Annotated in this window: 18 protein-coding genes, 1 tRNA gene and 1 other annotated feature; of the genes, 17 read left to right on the top strand and 2 right to left on the bottom strand. The window is 40.7% G+C overall.

The window, feature by feature from the left end; all coding sequences use genetic code 11:
- The first annotated feature begins 107 nt into the window (after positions 1–107).
- The 10 genes from STRDD04_RS00605 (at position 108) to STRDD04_RS00560 (ending at position 7,289) form a co-directional block, all read left to right on the top strand.
- Positions 108–179 (top strand) — tRNA-Gln (locus STRDD04_RS00605).
- A 163-nt stretch (positions 180–342) separates the two neighbouring features.
- Positions 343–1,545: a 30S ribosomal protein S1 gene (rpsA, locus tag STRDD04_RS00600; RefSeq protein WP_037616267.1), complete on the top strand. Its 1,203-nt coding sequence runs from the start codon at positions 343–345 to the stop codon at positions 1,543–1,545.
- Between the two features lie 132 nt (positions 1,546–1,677).
- Positions 1,678–1,767 (top strand) — a sequence feature (ribosomal protein L21 leader region).
- 35 nt (positions 1,768–1,802) lie between these two features.
- Positions 1,803–2,117 carry a 50S ribosomal protein L21 gene (rplU, locus tag STRDD04_RS00595; RefSeq protein ID WP_015605032.1) on the top strand — a complete coding sequence of 105 codons (315 nt, stop codon included), beginning with the start codon at positions 1,803–1,805 and terminating at the stop codon, positions 2,115–2,117.
- A 15-nt stretch (positions 2,118–2,132) separates the two neighbouring features.
- The gene (locus tag STRDD04_RS00590) at positions 2,133–2,477 is read left to right on the top strand and encodes a ribosomal-processing cysteine protease Prp (protein WP_062198456.1); all 345 of its coding nucleotides are present in this window, start codon (positions 2,133–2,135) and stop codon (positions 2,475–2,477) included.
- A 17-nt stretch (positions 2,478–2,494) separates the two neighbouring features.
- Positions 2,495–2,788 (top strand): 50S ribosomal protein L27, encoded by a 294-nt coding sequence (gene rpmA / locus STRDD04_RS00585; RefSeq protein ID WP_003032879.1) that lies wholly within the window; start codon positions 2,495–2,497, stop codon positions 2,786–2,788.
- Between the two features lie 163 nt (positions 2,789–2,951).
- A complete protein-coding gene (locus tag STRDD04_RS00580; protein WP_062198454.1) occupies positions 2,952–3,527 on the top strand; it encodes a hypothetical protein in 576 nt (191 codons plus the stop codon).
- A complete protein-coding gene (locus STRDD04_RS00575; RefSeq protein ID WP_062198452.1) occupies positions 3,506–4,921 on the top strand; it encodes an NACHT domain-containing protein in 1,416 nt (471 codons plus the stop codon). The genes STRDD04_RS00580 and STRDD04_RS00575 overlap by 22 nt, the downstream gene beginning before the upstream one ends.
- Before the next feature lie 102 nt (positions 4,922–5,023).
- Entirely contained in the window at positions 5,024–5,329 is a 306-nt protein-coding gene (locus STRDD04_RS00570) for a rhodanese-like domain-containing protein (protein ID WP_062198450.1), read from the top strand.
- 17 nt (positions 5,330–5,346) lie between these two features.
- The gene (locus tag STRDD04_RS00565) at positions 5,347–6,999 is read left to right on the top strand and encodes an FAD-dependent oxidoreductase (protein ID WP_062198448.1); all 1,653 of its coding nucleotides are present in this window, start codon (positions 5,347–5,349) and stop codon (positions 6,997–6,999) included.
- Complete coding sequence (locus tag STRDD04_RS00560; RefSeq protein ID WP_062198446.1) at positions 6,996–7,289, top strand: rhodanese-like domain-containing protein; 294 nt, start codon at positions 6,996–6,998, stop codon at positions 7,287–7,289. The genes STRDD04_RS00565 and STRDD04_RS00560 overlap by 4 nt, the downstream gene beginning before the upstream one ends.
- Before the next feature lie 50 nt (positions 7,290–7,339).
- On the opposite strand, the gene STRDD04_RS00555 is transcribed toward STRDD04_RS00560, so the two are convergent.
- Together STRDD04_RS00555 and STRDD04_RS00550 are read right to left on the bottom strand one after the other, a co-directional pair.
- Entirely contained in the window at positions 7,340–7,828 is a 489-nt protein-coding gene (locus tag STRDD04_RS00555) for a prolyl-tRNA synthetase associated domain-containing protein (RefSeq protein ID WP_062198444.1), read from the bottom strand.
- A gap of 118 nt (positions 7,829–7,946) precedes the next feature.
- Positions 7,947–8,204 (bottom strand): metal-sensitive transcriptional regulator, encoded by a 258-nt coding sequence (locus tag STRDD04_RS00550; protein WP_037616256.1) that lies wholly within the window; start codon positions 8,202–8,204, stop codon positions 7,947–7,949.
- Positions 8,205–8,401: 197 nt separating this feature from the next.
- Between STRDD04_RS00550 and STRDD04_RS00545 the strand changes: the two genes are divergently transcribed.
- The 7 genes from STRDD04_RS00545 (at position 8,402) to STRDD04_RS00515 (ending at position 17,122) form a co-directional block, all read left to right on the top strand.
- Entirely contained in the window at positions 8,402–10,378 is a 1,977-nt protein-coding gene (locus tag STRDD04_RS00545) for a peptide ABC transporter substrate-binding protein (protein ID WP_062198442.1), read from the top strand.
- Positions 10,379–10,662: 284 nt separating this feature from the next.
- Positions 10,663–11,193 carry a hypothetical protein gene (locus STRDD04_RS00540; protein WP_231853853.1) on the top strand — a complete coding sequence of 177 codons (531 nt, stop codon included), beginning with the start codon at positions 10,663–10,665 and terminating at the stop codon, positions 11,191–11,193.
- A 90-nt stretch (positions 11,194–11,283) separates the two neighbouring features.
- Positions 11,284–12,144, top strand: a complete 861-nt coding sequence (locus STRDD04_RS00535) for a GNAT family N-acetyltransferase (protein WP_062198440.1) — start codon at positions 11,284–11,286, stop codon at positions 12,142–12,144.
- A gap of 65 nt (positions 12,145–12,209) precedes the next feature.
- Positions 12,210–12,842 (top strand): copper homeostasis protein CutC, encoded by a 633-nt coding sequence (locus STRDD04_RS00530; RefSeq protein WP_062198438.1) that lies wholly within the window; start codon positions 12,210–12,212, stop codon positions 12,840–12,842.
- Positions 12,843–12,853: 11 nt separating this feature from the next.
- Positions 12,854–13,525 carry an MmcQ/YjbR family DNA-binding protein gene (locus STRDD04_RS00525; protein ID WP_062198437.1) on the top strand — a complete coding sequence of 224 codons (672 nt, stop codon included), beginning with the start codon at positions 12,854–12,856 and terminating at the stop codon, positions 13,523–13,525.
- 112 nt (positions 13,526–13,637) lie between these two features.
- Positions 13,638–15,386, top strand: coding sequence for an ABC transporter ATP-binding protein (locus STRDD04_RS00520; RefSeq protein WP_062198435.1), 1,749 nt, complete (start codon positions 13,638–13,640; stop codon positions 15,384–15,386).
- Complete coding sequence (locus STRDD04_RS00515) at positions 15,383–17,122, top strand: ABC transporter ATP-binding protein (RefSeq protein WP_062198433.1); 1,740 nt, start codon at positions 15,383–15,385, stop codon at positions 17,120–17,122. Before STRDD04_RS00520 ends, STRDD04_RS00515 begins: the two co-directional genes overlap by 4 nt.
- Positions 17,123–17,162 lie beyond the last annotated feature (40 nt).

Raw genomic sequence — 17,162 nt, 5'->3', positions numbered from 1 at the left:
CGCGGCGGACTGTAAATCCGCTCCTTCGGGTTCGGGGGTTCGAATCCCTCTCTCTCCACTCGCGTTCCTTGTGACGATGATAAAGTGACTTTTGTCAGCGCTCATCTTGGGGTATAGCCAAGCGGTAAGGCAAGGGACTTTGACTCCCTCATGCGTTGGTTCGAATCCAGCTACCCCAGTTCTTAGGTAATAGATCAGATAAATGATAAAATATCGTTGGATATTTTATTTCTTTATAGGGTGGAAAGCGTTAAAGATAAATCAAATGTCGTTTGCGGGTGCTTAGGAAAATAATTATAAGTATGTCAAGTAGTATACTTGATTGTTGGAGGATTTTTTTAGATGAATGAATTTGAAGATTTGCTAAACAGTGTTAGCCAAGTTGAGCCAGGTGACGTCGTTACTGCTGAAGTATTGACTGTTGACGCTAACCAAGCTAATGTTGCAATCGCTGGAACTGGTGTTGAGGGTGTTTTGACTCTTCGTGAGTTGACAAACGACCGTGATGCAGACATTAATGACCTTGTAAAACCAGGTGAAACACTTGAATTGCTTGTTCTTCGTCAAGTAGTAGGTAAAGACACTGATACTGTAACTTACCTAGTATCTAAAAAACGTTTAGAAGCTCGCAAAGCATGGGACAAATTGGTTGGTCGTGAAGAAGAAGTTGTTACTGTTAAGGGCACTCGTGCTGTTAAAGGTGGACTTTCTGTTGAGTTTGAAGGACTTCGTGGATTTATTCCAGCTTCAATGCTCGATACTCGTTTCGTTCGCAACACTGAGCGTTTTGTAGGTCAAGAATTTGATGCTAAGATCAAAGAAGTAGATCCAAAAGAAAACCGCTTCATCCTTTCACGTCGTGAAGTTGTAGAAGCAGCTGCAGCTGCAGCTCGTGCGGAAGTATTTGGCAAGCTCAATGTTGGTGATGTTGTGACTGGTAAAGTTGCTCGTATCACAAGCTTTGGTGCTTTCATTGATCTTGGTGGTGTTGATGGATTGGTTCACTTGACTGAACTTTCTCACGAACGTAATGTTTCACCAAAATCTGTTGTTTCAGTTGGTGAAGAAATCGAAGTGAAGGTTCTTGACTTGAACGAAGAGGAAGGCCGTGTGTCACTTTCACTTAAAGCAACAACTCCTGGACCTTGGGATGGCGTTGAGCAAAAACTTGCTGCTGGTGATGTGATTGAAGGAACAGTAAAACGTTTGACTGATTTCGGTGCTTTCGTTGAAGTATTGCCAGGAATTGATGGACTTGTTCATATCTCACAAATTTCACACAAACGTGTTGAAAATCCAAAAGATGCGCTTAAAGTTGGTCAAGAAGTGACTGTTAAAGTCCTTGAAGTAAATGCTGCCGCTGAGCGTGTATCACTTTCTATCAAGGCTCTTGAAGAACGTCCAGCTCAAGAAGAAGGCCAAAAAGAAGAAAAACGTCAATCTCGTCCACGTCGTCCACGTCGTCAAGAAAAACGTGACTTTGAGCTTCCAGAAACTCAAACTGGTTTCTCAATGGCTGACCTTTTTGGTGACATCGAATTGTAATTTTAGATTAAGAAGTCAGGTAATCCTGGCTTTTTAGTTTGTAAGAAAATAATTTGAAAAAGTTGTTTTTATTCAAATATATTACTTGTCAAAGTAGGTAATAAGTGCTATACTAAGAATGTTGACTATGCACAGCCTGTGCAACCGCTCGAACATCGTAGCTCATATTTAGTGAGTATTAAGTGGTTCGTCCCACGATGCTAGGCGAGTCTTCACAAAAATACGGGGAAACCCCAAAAAATCATAGGAGGTGCATAATGAGCACATACGCAATCGTTAAAACTGGCGGAAAACAAGTTAAAGTTGAAGTTGGTCAAGCCATCTACGTTGAAAAATTGGATGTTGAAGCTGGTCAAGAAGTGACTTTTAACGAAGTTGTTCTTGTTGGTGGTGATAAAACTGTTGTCGGAACTCCACTTGTTGCTGGAGCTACTGTAGTTGGAACTGTTGAAAAACAAGGAAAACAAAAGAAAGTTGTTACTTACAAGTACAAACCTAAAAAAGGTAGCCACCGCAAACAAGGTCACCGTCAACCATACACTAAAGTTGTCATCAATGCAATCAACGCTTAATTTTAAGGAGAACACATGATACAAGCAGTCTTTGAGAGAGCCGAAGATGGCGAGCTGAGGAGTGCGGAAATTACTGGACACGCCGAAAGTGGCGAATACGGCTTTGATGTCGTGTGTGCATCGGTTTCTACGCTTGCCATAAATTTTATCAATTCGATTGAAAAATTTGCAGGCTACGAACCAATCTTAGAATTAAACGAAGAAGAAGGCGGATTTTTAAGAGTAAAAATACCAACGGATATTCCGCCGCACCAGAGAGAAATGACTCAACTTTTCTTTGAATCATTCTTCTTGGGAATGGCAAACTTATCGGAGGACTCATCTGAGTTCGTCCAAACTAGAGTTATCACAGAAAACTAACACGGAGGAAAAACACTATGTTAAAAATGAATCTTGCAAACTTGCAACTTTTCGCCCACAAAAAAGGTGGAGGTTCAACGTCAAACGGACGTGATTCACAAGCAAAACGTCTTGGAGCTAAAGCAGCTGACGGACAAACTGTAACTGGAGGATCTATCCTTTACCGTCAACGCGGTACTCACATCTACCCAGGTGTTAACGTTGGCCGCGGTGGAGACGATACATTGTTCGCGAAAGTTGAAGGCGTAGTACGCTTTGAACGTAAAGGTCGCGATAAGAAACAAGTATCAGTTTACCCAATTGCGAAATAATTCATTATTGATAAAAGTCCCTATCTCAAGATTGGGATTTTTATTTTTGGAAAATTTTTGAAATCGTTTCCTTTTGTAAAATAATTTTAAAAGAAACAGTTGCTACCTGCAATGTTTTTTTTGTATAATGGAGTTGTTATAAGGATATTCTAAGGAGGGCAATATGGAATTTCTAGGTTTAGCTATTTCAGCTTTGTTAAATAATACGTTGATTCAATTAAAAGATGAATTAGTAGACTTTGGTGTAGATAATTGGGAAAAATTTGAAACTGGATTTAATAAAAGTTTTACCTCCTATTTTGAGGGTTCATTTAAGAGAGTGAAGAATATTCCGTTTGTGTTAAGTGGTACAAATAATATCGATTTGCTTTCTATTTTCCAGCCCACTTATTTAAAATCAGAAATAAGTCATGTGAGATGTTATACTGCTGATTTAGATAACATTTTAGAAAAATCTAATAATGCTTGGATTTATGGATATGGTGGCATTGGTAAATCAACCATGCTGAAGTACTTTTTCCTTAAGGAGATTGAAAAAGCTACGAGTAATAATAATCAAAGAATTCCCATTTATATTGAATTGAGGAAATATAATTTTGATTCGAAGAAAAGAAGGGAATTTTTAAATTTTATATATGAAGAAGCTAAAGTATTAGGGTTTGATTTAGAGTTTAAGTATTTTGAATATATGGCAAAAAAAGGGCGTTTTATTTTCTTTTGGATGCTTTTGATGAAATAGCTTCAAATAATATGGAACAAGCCGCGACGGAGATAGAAGAATTAGCTACCAAATATTCTAATAATCCAATCCTTGTGACTAGCCGAAAATTACCTTTTAATCATATAAATAATGCCTCTTTATTTCATCCCTACCAAACGAATGGCTTAAGTAAAGACGAAGCGATAGCATTAATAAGGCGTATCAGTAAATTGCCTATAGCACAGCAAAAAAATGAGGTGTTTGAACGATTTATCAATAGTTTGGAAGTAGAGTTATATGATGAATATCTATCATTTGCAGAAAATCCAATATTGCTTTTTTTGATGCTACAAATGTTTGAAAGAAATGCAAGTTTTCCGACTGAAAAAGCTACATTTATCAAAGATTCTTACCGACTGCTCTATAAAGAACATGATCATTCAAAATTAGTTGCTCTAACTAGAGAGTTTAAAACCAACTTACCTGAGTCTACGATGATGCGGGTGATTTCTCATCTCTGTTTTCTCACTTATTTTGAAAATAATGGAAAGAAATCAGAGTTTACAGAAAGTGAGATTCTTTCTTTGCTAGATAGGGTATTAAATAACGAAGGCTTATCTTTGACAAGGGCAGAAGATTTGCTTGCTGATTTGATAACTTGTCTATGTATCATACATAAAGAGGGACAATCTTACTATTTTGTTCATAATATTTTCCAAGAATTTTACGCCGCCAACTATTTATATGATTTGGATAATGAAGTTCAAGAACAATTTTTTAAAGATAATTTTCTTGCTGAAGATATGAATAGTCGTTTGATTGACACTACTTCAGAATATTATCATGAGTTGGATAAAGAATTTAATAAGAAAAAGTTAAAATACAATATCTTTCTACCTGTTTTAGAAGAATTAAAACGTAGAAATGAAGGAAGAGACTTTGTTGAATTAGATACGATTTCATACAGAGTGATACTATCTCCTAAAGGTGAGGGAGACATTAGTTTCTTGGATTTCGGTTCTGTTTTTTTATCATATTTTACGTTTTTTGTTGAAATGCATTATTTTTCAGTGCAAGATAAAAATCTGCCTTTGCCTGTAAAATTTCCCAAAATTAAAGACATGGAGAAAATTTTTACATTTCCCATATATCATGATAATTTAACGGATTCAGAGTATTTTCAACTGCGCTTTAAAATTAAAAATCTAAAACTAACAAGTGAAGCAATGGAACTTATGGAAAAGTATAAGCTAGACTTGATTTATTTCTTTATCGACTATAGTACGATTTGTAAAGACGATGCATGGCTTAAAGTTTTCAAAAAAAGTAGTGCTTATGAATGTTTAAATTTCATTGAAGACTGGGTAACAAAGACAAGAACCGAAAAAGAAGCGGACAAAAGAAAAATCCCAATTTTAAATTTTAAAAAATAAATCGGCATATCTGCTGATTTATTTAGTTTTGAAATCGTTTCCTTGACATTTTCTCTTCTTAGTGTTTTAATATACCCTATAGGGGTATAAAGGAGAAAAAATATGTTTCATTTTTTTACCAAAATAGATAGTATTTCAACGGATGAGTTGGAGAAGCGATTGAAGTCCAATATCCAACTAATTGATGTACGAACGCCATCCGAATTTCGTAGAGGGCATATCAAAGAGGCCCAGAATGTTCCTTTGAGCCAAATTGGTCAATTTGCTCCAGCTAAAAAGGAGACGATTTACGTCATCTGCCATTCAGGTATGCGGAGCAAGATGGCAGCGAAAAATCTGAAGAAAAAGGGCTATGATGTTGTCAATGTCCGCGGTGGTATGAGCGCTTGGACAGGTAAAACCATTTAAGTAGAAGGGGTTAAACAATGAAAATTATTATCATTGGTGGAGTTGCAGGTGGTATGTCTGCGGCAACACGTTTAAGACGGCTGATGGAAGATGCTGAAATTGTAATTTTTGAAAAAGGTCCTTTTGTATCTTTTGCGAACTGCGGCCTGCCTTATTATATTTCTGGTGAAATTGCTGAGCGAGATTCTCTTTTGGTTCAAACACCTGAAAGTCTCAAGGCGCGCTTTAACTTGGATGTGCGACCTTTTCATGAGGTGGTGAAAATTTCTCCTGAAGAGCACACGGTGACGGTGGTTCATGACGGTTCAGAGTTCACAGAGAAGTATGACAAGCTGATTCTTTCACCGGGAGCGAAGCCTTTTATTCCTGAGATTGAAGGACTTTCAGAAGCAACTAATGTATTCACTTTGCGCAATGTTCCAGATTTGGATCAGATCATGTTAGCCTTGGATGAAGAGCCTCAAGAGGCTGTGGTCATCGGTGCTGGATTTATCGGTCTGGAAACGGCTGAAAATCTGCGCAAGCGTGGCTTGAATGTGACAATCGTAGAAAAGGCACCGCATGTCTTGCCACCACTTGATGAGGAAATGGCAGCTTTTGTTCAAGCGGAATTAGCAGACAAGGGAGTGCAAGTCATCACTTCCCAGTCAGCTACTCGCTTCGAAGAAAATGGCAAAGTGATTGTCTTGGAAGATGGACAAAAATTGGCTTCAGATGTGACCATTCTCTCTGTCGGGGTCCAGCCTGAAAATAGCTTGGCCAAGGCAGCAGGGATTGAGACAGGTCTTCGTGGGGGAATCTTAGTTGATGAACATTATGAGACGAGTCAGAAAGATATTTTTGCAGTCGGCGATGCCATTCTTGTCAAGCAGGAAATTACTGGTGATGATGCTTTGATTGCTCTAGCTTCGCCTGCTAATCGACAAGGGCGTCAGGTAGCAGATGTGCTTGCTGGCTTGGAGCGGAAGAATAAGGGAAGCATTGGCACGGCTATTGTGCGTGTCTTTGAGATGACAGCCGCTTCAACAGGCCTGAACGAGCGTTTCCTTCAGCAAAATCATTTGCCTTATCAAGCGATTCATGTCAGCGGGAAGGATCATGCAGGATACTACCCAGGTGCAACTGACTTGACCTTGAAATTGCTCTTTGAACCAAAAACTGGAAAAATCTATGGTGCTCAAGGTGTCGGGAAAAAAGGCGTTGATAAGCGGATTGATATTCTGGCGACTGCTATTAAGGGGAATTTGACGATTTTTGATTTGCCAGAGCTGGAGTTTACCTATGCACCACCGTTTGGCTCAGCCAAGGATCCGGTTAATATGCTGGGATATGCAGCCTTGAATCTGGCAGAAGGTTTGAGCGAAAATATCCAATGGTACCAGCTGGAAGATGAGCTGGCAAGCGGGAAAGTCTTTTTAGATGTCCGAACACTCAATGAATTTGAGCAAGGGCGCTTGAAGGTGGACAAGACAGTTCATATTCCGCTAAATGGACTCAGAGAACGCTTGACTGAGCTGGATAAGGAAGCAGAATATATCGTGAGCTGTCACAGCGGTCTGCGCAGCTATATTGCCGAGCGAATCTTAAAACAAGCAGGATTTTCAGTGAAAAATCTAGACGGAGCCTATGCTTTATACAAAATGGTAAAACCAGAAGGAGTAGAAAAATGAAAACCATCTCAGCAGCTGACTTAGAGCAGCAGTATCAATCTGAACAACTGGCAATCGTAGATGTGCGTGAAAGACATGAATTTCAAGCGGGTCATATCCCGACCGCTGCCAATCTCCCTCTAAGCGAGTTGGAAACGAGCTATAAAAAGCTTGAACCACAGTATAAATATTATATTATTTGTCAAGCAGGGGCACGCTCAGCAGCAGCTTGCCAGTTTCTTGCCATGCAAGGATTTGATGTGACCAACGTTTCGGGTGGCATGAACGCTTGGTCAGGAGAGATTAAATGATACATAAAAAAACGATTCAATTTTGCAGTTGAATCGTTTTTGTTATAGATTTATAATTCGATGATATGAGGCGTGTAACCAATATCTTCTAGGAAGCGTAGGATATCCTTAGTGTCTAAGAAAAGTGTTTTCTCATTTGTATTAGGATGGAAACACATGCGTTTTTCATCCATGATTTCTTTGTCAAAAAAGACTTCGATATCTTTGCTTTCGTTATTTAAAAGGCCAAAAGGAGAGACGGTGCCAGGAGGTAACTTCATTTTTTCGAAAAGACTGTCTGAGGAGGCCATTCTAATACGATTAGCTCCAACTAAATCTTTGAATAAATCCATGTCCAGCATTTTTTTATCATCCATGATCAGCAAGTAATAAGCTGTTTTTTTCTTATTGGTGAGAAACATGGTTTTGGTGCGGACTCCGTCGATGCCCTCTATGAAGGAGTCGGCTTGCTCTGTCGTCAGGACAGGCTCGTGTTTAACTAATTCAAAAGAAATATCCAATTCTTTTAATTTTTCTTTGACTGCTAAGTATGGGTCCATTTGAATCTCTTTCTATAAAATATGAGGCAAGGGGAGTGTGTACATGTGAAAAAAATAATTTTATTTACAATTTTGGTTGTCTATTAGTAAAGCAAGAGGAGCGCTTGATACTGCCTTCTTATTTTCGGCTGATGAGGAAACGAATAGCTTTTTCAATACGCTCCTTTTGATCCAGAGGGTTTTCCAAAGGATTTTCCAAACACTCTGTCAAATGTTCTGTAATAACCATCTCAATAACGCGGTCAACACTAGAGCGAACAGCTAGTAACTGCGTAAGGACATCTGAACAATCTCGATTTTCCTCAATCATCTTTTGAATCCCTCTCAATTGTCCTTCAGAACGTTTGAGACGAGTGATATAATTAGAATCGGCCATCATCTTTCCTCACTTAATTACCTTTATTTTATTATATTCTTTTAAAAAATGTTTGTCAAAGTTTCTATATTTTGGCTAATATTTTTAGAAAATTCATACATATTTGTTGTTTTTCCTCCTCTATCTATTTACTTTTTATATTTTTTTTGATATAATTATCCATGTTATAAAATATAACATTAAAAGGAGGTTTATTAATGAAAGCATCTAAATGGCTTATTACAACTGGTGTCGTACTTAGTGCTGGCCTGTTACTGTCTGGTTGTGGGAATTCAACATCCAGTACTTCAACTTATACCTATGTTTATGGATCAGATCCTGATAGCTTGAACTACCTTACTGCAAACCGTGCAACGACTTCTGACGTGATCACTAATTTGGTCGATGGTTTGTTAGAAAATGATGAATACGGGAATTTGATTCCATCTCTGGCAGAGTCATGGACAGTTTCTGAAGACGGTCTTACCTATACTTATAAGCTACGAAAAGATGCGAAATGGTATACTTCTGAAGGTGAAGAATATGCGGATGTGAAAGCAAAAGACTTTGTAGCTGGTCTGAAATATGCTGCTGATGAGAATTCAGAAGCTCTTTACTTAGTGCAAGATTCTGTCAAAGGCTTGGATGCCTACGTAAGAGGAGAAGATAAAGATTTTGCAAATGTTGGTGTCAAAGCTCTGGATGACTACACTGTTCAGTACACACTGACTCGGCAAGAACCTTACTGGAATTCTAAGACGACTAGTACCATTCTTTTCCCAGTAAATGAAGAATTTGTTAAATCGGAAGGAAGCAATTTTGGTTCTGTGAAACCATCAAGTATCCTTTACAATGGTCCCTACCTTTTGAAAGCTTTGACTTCAAAGTCTGTGATGGAATTTGTTAAAAATCCAAACTACTATGACAAGGATAAAGTTAGCATTGAAAATATTAAACTAACTTACTATGATGGAACGGACCAGGAAGCACTCATTCGTAACTTTAATGATGGCGTTTATAGTGCCGCTCGTCTGTATCCAAATAGCTCTGGTTTTGCTGCTGCTCAGAAGAAATACGCTGATAACATTATTTACAGCGAACAAGACTCAACTTCTTATTATGCTAACTTTAACTACAACCGTCAATCATATAATCACACTTCCAAAACAACTGACGCTCAAAAGTCTGCTACTAATGAAGCGATTATGAATAAAGAGTTCCGTCAAGCGGTGAACTTTGCGTTTGACCGTACCTCATACGGAGCTCAAGGAAATGGTGAAGCTGGTGCAACTAAACTGTTGAGAAACTTGCTGGTTCCGCCTACTTTTGTTCAAATTGGGGATAAAACATTTGGCGAAGTAGTCTCAGAAAAAGTAGTAAAATACGGTACTCAATGGGAAAATATGGATTTCTCAGACGCGCAGGATGCTTACTATAATCCCGAAAAAGCAAAAGCAAAATTTGCAGAAGCAAAAGCTGCTCTCCAAGCTAAAGGAGTGGAGTTCCCAATTCATTTGGACATGCCGGTTGATCAGTCAAGCTCAATTTCAGTTCAATGGGCAAGTTCAATGAAACAGTCCATCGAATCAAACCTTGGTGCAGAAAATGTTGTCATTGATCTGCAGAAGATGAGTACTGATGATATTAATAATATTACTTACTTTGCAAATACTGCTGCTCAAAAAGATTATGACCTTTCTGGTGGTGGTTGGACTGCGGATTATCAAGATCCATCTACTTATTTGGATACTCTGAATATTAAAAACGGAGGAAGTCTGCAAAACTTTGGTTTTGAACCTGGACAAGACGTGAATAATGAAAAAGTTAAAGCACTTGGTTTAGATACATATACAAGCATGCTTGAAGAAGCAAATGCAGAAACTAAAAATGTACAAGCTCGTTATGAAAAATATGCAGAAGCAGAGGCTTGGCTGATTGACAGCGGTTTGATTATGCCGACAATTTCTCAAGGCGCAACTCCGCGTGTGACGAAGTCAGTACCGTTTAGTAAGGCTTACTCTCTTGTAGGGGCTAAGGGTGCTTCAGGATTCAACTTCAAGTTGACTAAACTGCAGTCTGACGTTGTGACAGCGAAGGAATATGAAGCTGCTAAGAAAAAATGGGAAGAAGAAATGGCTGCTTCAAATAAGAAAGCGCAGGAAGAACTGGCTGACCACGTCGAAAAAAATAAATAGAATTTTATAGAAATGATTCTGGAAAAAGAGAAGACATCTCGGTCTTCTCTTTTTTGCTATTTGAAAAACGGCTGATTTTTCAGATTGCTTATATTTTTATCCTACTGTCATTTTCTTAATGGTTTTGTTACAGAAAAACATCGGAAAATAGTGTAAAATAAGGTAAATACTGATGTCTGTTGATAGAATGGATGTTGAAATGTAAAGGAAAATACTATGTTTAAACTAATTAGAAAACTGTTTGGGCTTGCTATATTGCTCTTTCTGGCAGCGGTCATTTTTTAGTGCCATCATCAGTCAACTCAAAGGAACAATTAAAAAATATTGAAGGAAGCGCTTCTTGGACCAGTATCATTGAGCCGGCTTTGAGCAATGCCAATGTTACAGCTCAGGGAATCAGTACAGAAGTATCTCTCAACACTGCCCAGGTTAATCAGCTCTTAAAAACTTTCTTGTCAGACGATCAGAATAAGGAGTTGCTGGAGGCTGTTTACAGTATCAATGGAGACAAACTCAGAGTCCAGTATCCTCTTAAATTGGCCTTTGTGGATAGTAAGGTGGATTTGGACTTGGATGTGGTTTTTATAAATAATGCTCTGCATTTTGATATTACTAGTGCTAAGTTGGGGAAGTTTCCCATCCCTAAATCTCTGGTGACTGCTATTCTCAAACAGCATCTAGCAGCCAATAATAACTCTATTGCAATCAAAGGGGATCATTTCATCTTCTCTTTGCCTCAGTCGCAGTTCAGTATTGATAAGGTCAGTCTTCAGGATAATCATGTGAAAATCCAGTTCAGTGTGGGGTTGCTTTAATCTCATTTTCAAAAACTTCATTTGATGCCAGTTTGCACTAGCTCAAGTGGAGTTTTTATACTATCGTTTTTCAGTTGTAAAGGAGAAAAGATGCCTATTCCAAATGTCAGACAAGAAGAGTCGATAATGGTTGATAATGGCCTGCGTTTGCGGGCTTATGATGGTCAGTTTGAGTTAGCTTTTGATTGGTATCAGGATCCAGAGGTGATTTATTTGATTGATGGAAATAGAAATCCATACTCACTGGAACGGATTCAAAAGATGTATGAGTATTTGGCGGAACGGGGCGAAGTGTATTTTATCGAGGTATGGGAACAGGAGCGTTGGTTGCCAATTGGTGATGTGACTTTTTGGCAGGAAGATTTGCCTATTCTGATAGGCAATGCGGCTTATCGGGGGCGGGGGATTGGAAGAAAAGTCATTTCTGCCTTGGTTGAGCGTGGGTATTTGCTAGGTTATCATCAGCTGACTGTCCAAGAGATTTTTGATTTTAATCAAGCTTCACGCCGAATGTTTGAAGCGATTGGTTTTTACCAAACAGTTCCTATGGAGAAAGGATGGGCCTACGCTTTGGATTTAAGCTTACCTCTTACGAAGATTCAGCCTAGTCAGTTTTATCTTTCACAGAACAAGCTGGACAAGATTAGTATTGATTTTGAAGCTGGGGAAATGTCTCCCTTACCCATAAAACGCTTGGATGGTAAGATTTTTTTTACCGATGGACATAGCAGAGCTTTTAAGGCCTATCGTGCGGGGCTTTTGGATATTCCAGTCTATTTTGATGGAGACGAGCTCAACTGGGATTTTTACAGATACTGTGTCCAAGCCTGTGAGCAAAGAGGAATCTTTTCAATAGCTGATTTGCAGAATAGAATTTTGTCTCAGTCGGATTATCAGATTCAGTGGCTGGACTGGTGTAAAAAAGAATGCAGAAAATTTGGGAGCAGCTAAACTCAGCAGGATTTTTGTGTTATAATAGATAGAGAAAATCAATATATTAAATTAGAGGTAGTACCATGCTTTACGAATTTTGTGCGGAGAATCTGACTTTTGTAGACAAAGCTTTGGAGGCTGGAGCAAGGAGGATTGAGCTGTGTGACAATCTGACAGTTGGTGGGACAACGCCTAGTTTTGGTGTCATTGAAGCTGTGGTCCGAATGGTTCAGCCTTATGATGCGACTGTGATGACCATGATTCGTCCTCGCGGTGGAGATTTTGTCTATTCAGATTTGGAAATTGAGATAATGCTTTCGGATATTCAGAAGGCGCGTGAGGCGGGCAGCCATGGCCTAGTTTTTGGTGTTTTAACAGAAAATAATGAGATTGACTATCCCAAGATGGAGCGGCTGCTTGAAGCGGCTCAGGGGCTGGAGGTGGTCTTCCATATGGCTTTTGATGCGATTCCTGCTGAGTATCAGTTTGGGGAGTTAGACTGGCTGGTAGAACATGGAGTGAAGCGGATTTTGACTCACGGCGGGCCAGCGGCAGAGTCCATTCTAGAGCATTTGGCTTGGCTGGATGAATTGATTGAGCATGCGGCAGGGCGGATAGAAATTTTACCTGGTGGTTGGATTAACCTAGACAATCGTGCTGAGATTGCTGACACTTTGGGTGTTGATCAACTACATGGGACCAGAGTGGTATTTTAGAAGGAAAGTTCATGCTGGATTTATTGGACAAATACAGGCTGAGGGAAGAAAGTTTGCTGGATTATGGCTTTGTCAGGTCTGGTGCAGAGTACAGCTATTCGACCAAGATTATGGCTGGCGACTTCCAGATGGATGTGCTGATTTCCGATGGAAAGCTGGGTTTTCAGGTCATTGACCTAGATACGGGTGATGAGTACCGGCAGGTCAAGATGGAGAGTATGACAGGAGAATTTGTCGGTCAAGTCAGGGCGGCCTGTCAGGAGGTTCTGCTGGACATTCGGCAGAATTGCTTTGAGGAGGTAGGCTTTCTTTATGAGCAAAGTCAGCGACTGAGCTCTTATGTGGCAGCTACTTATCAGGGGCAGTTAGAGTATCTCTGGGAGAAATTCTCTCGGAAAAGCACTAATGGGGCAGCTGTTTTTCGCCATCAGGATAGCAAGAAATGGTACGGAGCTTTTTTGACGACCAATTGGTCTAAATTTGAAAAGGAGCGCAGTGGTGCGATCGAGGTCCTAAATGTCAAGAGTGACCGAGTTGCGGAACTTATTCAGCAAAAGGGAATTTATCCCGCCTTTCATATGAATAAAAAATACTGGCTCAGCCTGCCCTTGGATGGGACCTTGTCGGATCAGCAGCTTTTTGATTTGCTGGATACCAGTTTTTCCTTAACTAAGAAAAAGTGATCAGAACTTACTTGAGTTTCATTTTTGTCTGAAATAGCGTATAATAGAGATAGTGAGAAACGGACAGTCGGATTAAGGGCTGTCCGTCCTTTGTTTGGAATGAGGAAACGAAATGAATCTTATCAGAAAACTGGACTGGTTTTTTAAACTGGAGAAGCGGCGTTATATGATTGGTATTTTGGCCTTGTCTCTGGTCAGTGTTTTTAATCTGATTCCGCCACGGGTCATTGGACAGGTTATAGACCGGATTGCTGGGCGGAGTCTGACTGCTGGAGAACTTGCTTATAATCTTCTCCTTTTGATTTTGTCTGCTTTTATCATGTATGGTTTGCGTTATGTCTGGCGGCTCTATATCTTTGGTACGGCAAATAATTTGGGACGCATCTTACGTTTTCGGCTTTTTGAGCATTTTACGCAAATGCCGCCAAGTTTTTATCAAAAATACCGAACGGGTGACCTCATGGCCCATGCGACCAATGATATCAATGCAGTGGTCAGTGTAGCTGGTGGTGGTGTTATGTCAGCGGTGGATGCTTCTATTACGGCCTTTGTAACTCTCATCATCATGTTTTTGGTCTTGGACTGGCGGCTGACCCTGATTGCTATCCTCCCCTTGCCCTTTCTGTCCTGGGGGACCAGTCTGATTGGTCGGAAGAATCACGAGAGCTTTAAAGCGGCTCAGGAGGCCTTTTCAGATATCAACAATAAAGTTCAAGAAAGCGTAGCTGGGATTAAAGTAACCAAGTCCTTTGGCTATCAGGAGGCGGAGACCCAGTCCTTTGCAGCAATCAACCAAGAAGTCTATCAAAAGAATATTTTAGCTGCCAAGTACAATTCCCTTTTTGATCCCATGGTGCTAATTTTTGTCGGCTTATCCTATGTTCTGACCTTGATTTTCGGGGGCATGTTTATCTCCCGAGCTCAATTTACAGTCGGTGAGCTGGTTACCTTTATGACTTATCTGGATATGCTAGTGTGGCCGCTGCAAGCGATGGGTTACCTAGTGAATATCAGCCAGCGGGGAGCTGTTTCTTATGAACGGATTGAGAACTTGTTGGCGGAGGACTCAGATGTCGAGGAAGCCCAGCAGCCACTTGCCAGTATTCAAAATGGTCGACTGGACTATGAGATAGATTACTTTGCTTATGAGAATGAAGTGACTTTGAGGGGTATTCATTTTGCTTTGGACAAGGGGCAGACCTTGGGAATTGTCGGACCGACTGGATCTGGGAAGACCACCTTGCTGCGCCTCTTGCTTCGGGAGCAGGATATTCAGGAAGGAGCAATTTATCTGAATGGTCACGATATTCGAGAGTATAGCCTTAAGGATCTGCGCAGTCTGATTGGTTATGTGCCTCAGGATCAGATACTCTTTGCCCTGTCCATTCGGGACAATATCCGCTTTGCCAATCCAGAACTGTCAGATGAGCAAGTCATCCGATCAGCCCAGCTGTGTGGTGTTTATGAGGATATTAAGTCTATGCCAGATGGTTTGGATACGCTGCTTGGTGAGCGGGGCGTCTCGCTTTCTGGTGGTCAAAAGCAGCGTTTGGCTATGAGCAGAGCCCTCATCACACATCCAGAAATTTTGATCTTGGATGATTCCTTGTCAGCAGTGGATGCCAAGACCGAGCATGTGATTTTAGAAAATCTCAAGCAGGAGCAAGCTGACAAGACGACCATTATCACTGCTCATCGTCTGTCAGCCATTGTCCATGCGGATTTGATTTTAGTGCTGGAGAATGGGCACATCAAGGAGCGAGGTACTCACCAAGAACTTCTAGCAGCACAGGGCTGGTATGCTCAAACCTATCAAAATCAGCAACTATATGAACGTTTCAAGGAGGAGTCTGCAAAATGACAAAACAATCAACTTTTAGACGCCTCCTAGGTTATATGTGGCGCTACAAATGGAGTAGTCTACTGGCTCTAGTCTTTATTTTTGCGACAACACTGGTGACAACGGCCTTGCCACTCTTGGCTCGTTCTTATATTGACCAGTTTGTCAGCCGAGAAGCAGCCACAAGCGGTCTCTATCTGCTGGGGATTTACTATGGTCTCTTTCTTTTGCGGGTGCTCCTTACTTTTCTGGGGCAATATGCTTTTGCACGGGTGGCCTACAGCATTGTTCGTGATCTTCGGCAGGAAACTTTTGCGAATATGCAGCAATTACGAATGGCTTACTTTGACCAGACAGCAGCAGGGGCTATCGTTTCTCGCTTGACCAATGATACCCAGTCAGTGGCTGATATGTTTAGTAGTATTTTTTCAAATTTTCTCAGTTCCATGTTTATTTTAGTGGTCACAGTCGCAACTATGCTGGCTCTGAATTGGCGACTGACTCTACTGATTGTCCTCTTTTTGCCCATCATGCTTGGCTCGATTGTGCTTTATCAGCGGCTCTCTAATCGCTTGCTTAAACAAGTTAGAGCCAGACTGAGCGACCTCAACGTTAAACTTTCTGAGAGTATTGAAGGGATGCGGATCATCCAAGCCTTTGGTCAGGAAGAGCGGCTTTTAGAAGAATTTGAAGTAATCAATGGGGAACATTTGGCTTTTAGCAATCGCTATCTGAATGTGAACAGCCTCTTTCTGCGACCGGCCATGTCCTTGCTGAAAATTTTGGCTTATGCAGTCATTCTGACTTATTTTGGCTTGAGCTGGCAAGTAGCTGGAGTAACTGCGGGTATCATGTATGCCTTTATCCAGTATGTTAACCAGTTTTTCAATCCCTTGATTGATGTCATGCAAAATTACTCTGTTCTTCAGACATCGATGGTGGCTGCGGAGCGCGTTTTTGAACTGATGGATCGTCGAGACTTTGAGCCTGAGCAAGCAGAAGAAGGACCTGAGATTCAGGCAGGCAATATTGACTTTCAGCATGTGAGCTTTTCCTATGACGGAAAGAGGGAGATTCTAAAGGACATTTCCTTTAGCGTCAAACAAGGCGAGACCATTGCTTTTGTCGGGCCAACGGGTTCGGGCAAATCTTCTATTATCAACCTTTTCCTGCGCTTTTATGAATTTGAGAAAGGTAAGATTCTTATTGATGGCAGAGACATCAGAGACTACAGTCAAGCAGAGTTACGACGGAATATTGGTCTTGTTTTGCAGGATCCCTTCCTCTACAACGGTAGCATTGCCTCCAATATCCGCATGTATCAGGAGAGTCTGTCACAAGCAGAGGTCGAAGAAGCAGCTCGTTTTGTGGATGCCCATGACTTTATCAGCCAGCTACCTAAGGGATATGATAGTCCGGTTACTGAGCGCGGCTCCACCTTCTCCAGTGGCCAACGACAGCTTTTGGCCTTTGCCAGAACCATCGCGACCAAGCCTAAAATCTTGATTTTGGATGAAGCCACTGCCAATATCGATTCGGAAACTGAGGAGCTGATTCAGCATTCCTTACGGAAAATGCGGCAGGGCCGAACCACCATTGCCATTGCCCATCGACTGTCTACGATTCAGGATGCTAATTGCATCTATGTCTTAGATAAAGGGCGCATCATTGAGTCTGGTAGCCATGAAGAGCTTCTAGCGAAAAATGGAACGTATAAGAAAATGTACCAGCTGCAGGCTGGGATGTTGGATGCCTGATAAGCAAGGAGAAATTCAAAGAAAAGGAGTCTGGGACAAA

Source organism: Streptococcus sp. DD04 (assembly GCF_001578725.1).
Classification (GTDB): domain Bacteria; phylum Bacillota; class Bacilli; order Lactobacillales; family Streptococcaceae; genus Streptococcus; species Streptococcus sinensis.
Note: the sequence above shows the minus strand (reverse complement) of the source record. Positions and strands in the feature narration are given on the sequence as shown.

Excerpts from the sequence above, each read along its gene's own strand:
- rpsA (WP_037616267.1), top strand. The coding sequence starts at position 343 with ATGAATGAATTTGAAGATTTGCTAAACAGTGTTAGCCAAGTTGAGCCA.
- rplU (WP_015605032.1), top strand. The coding sequence starts at position 1,803 with ATGAGCACATACGCAATCGTTAAAACTGGCGGAAAACAAGTTAAAGTT.
- STRDD04_RS00590 (WP_062198456.1), top strand. The coding sequence starts at position 2,133 with ATGATACAAGCAGTCTTTGAGAGAGCCGAAGATGGCGAGCTGAGGAGT.
- rpmA (WP_003032879.1), top strand. The coding sequence starts at position 2,495 with ATGTTAAAAATGAATCTTGCAAACTTGCAACTTTTCGCCCACAAAAAA.
- STRDD04_RS00580 (WP_062198454.1), top strand. The coding sequence starts at position 2,952 with ATGGAATTTCTAGGTTTAGCTATTTCAGCTTTGTTAAATAATACGTTG.
- STRDD04_RS00570 (WP_062198450.1), top strand. The coding sequence starts at position 5,024 with ATGTTTCATTTTTTTACCAAAATAGATAGTATTTCAACGGATGAGTTG.
- STRDD04_RS00565 (WP_062198448.1), top strand. The coding sequence starts at position 5,347 with ATGAAAATTATTATCATTGGTGGAGTTGCAGGTGGTATGTCTGCGGCA.
- STRDD04_RS00560 (WP_062198446.1), top strand. The coding sequence starts at position 6,996 with ATGAAAACCATCTCAGCAGCTGACTTAGAGCAGCAGTATCAATCTGAA.
- STRDD04_RS00555 (WP_062198444.1), bottom strand. The coding sequence starts at position 7,828 with ATGGACCCATACTTAGCAGTCAAAGAAAAATTAAAAGAATTGGATATT.
- STRDD04_RS00550 (WP_037616256.1), bottom strand. The coding sequence starts at position 8,204 with ATGGCCGATTCTAATTATATCACTCGTCTCAAACGTTCTGAAGGACAA.
- STRDD04_RS00545 (WP_062198442.1), top strand. The coding sequence starts at position 8,402 with ATGAAAGCATCTAAATGGCTTATTACAACTGGTGTCGTACTTAGTGCT.
- STRDD04_RS00535 (WP_062198440.1), top strand. The coding sequence starts at position 11,284 with ATGCCTATTCCAAATGTCAGACAAGAAGAGTCGATAATGGTTGATAAT.
- STRDD04_RS00530 (WP_062198438.1), top strand. The coding sequence starts at position 12,210 with ATGCTTTACGAATTTTGTGCGGAGAATCTGACTTTTGTAGACAAAGCT.
- STRDD04_RS00525 (WP_062198437.1), top strand. The coding sequence starts at position 12,854 with ATGCTGGATTTATTGGACAAATACAGGCTGAGGGAAGAAAGTTTGCTG.
- STRDD04_RS00520 (WP_062198435.1), top strand. The coding sequence starts at position 13,638 with ATGAATCTTATCAGAAAACTGGACTGGTTTTTTAAACTGGAGAAGCGG.
- STRDD04_RS00515 (WP_062198433.1), top strand. The coding sequence starts at position 15,383 with ATGACAAAACAATCAACTTTTAGACGCCTCCTAGGTTATATGTGGCGC.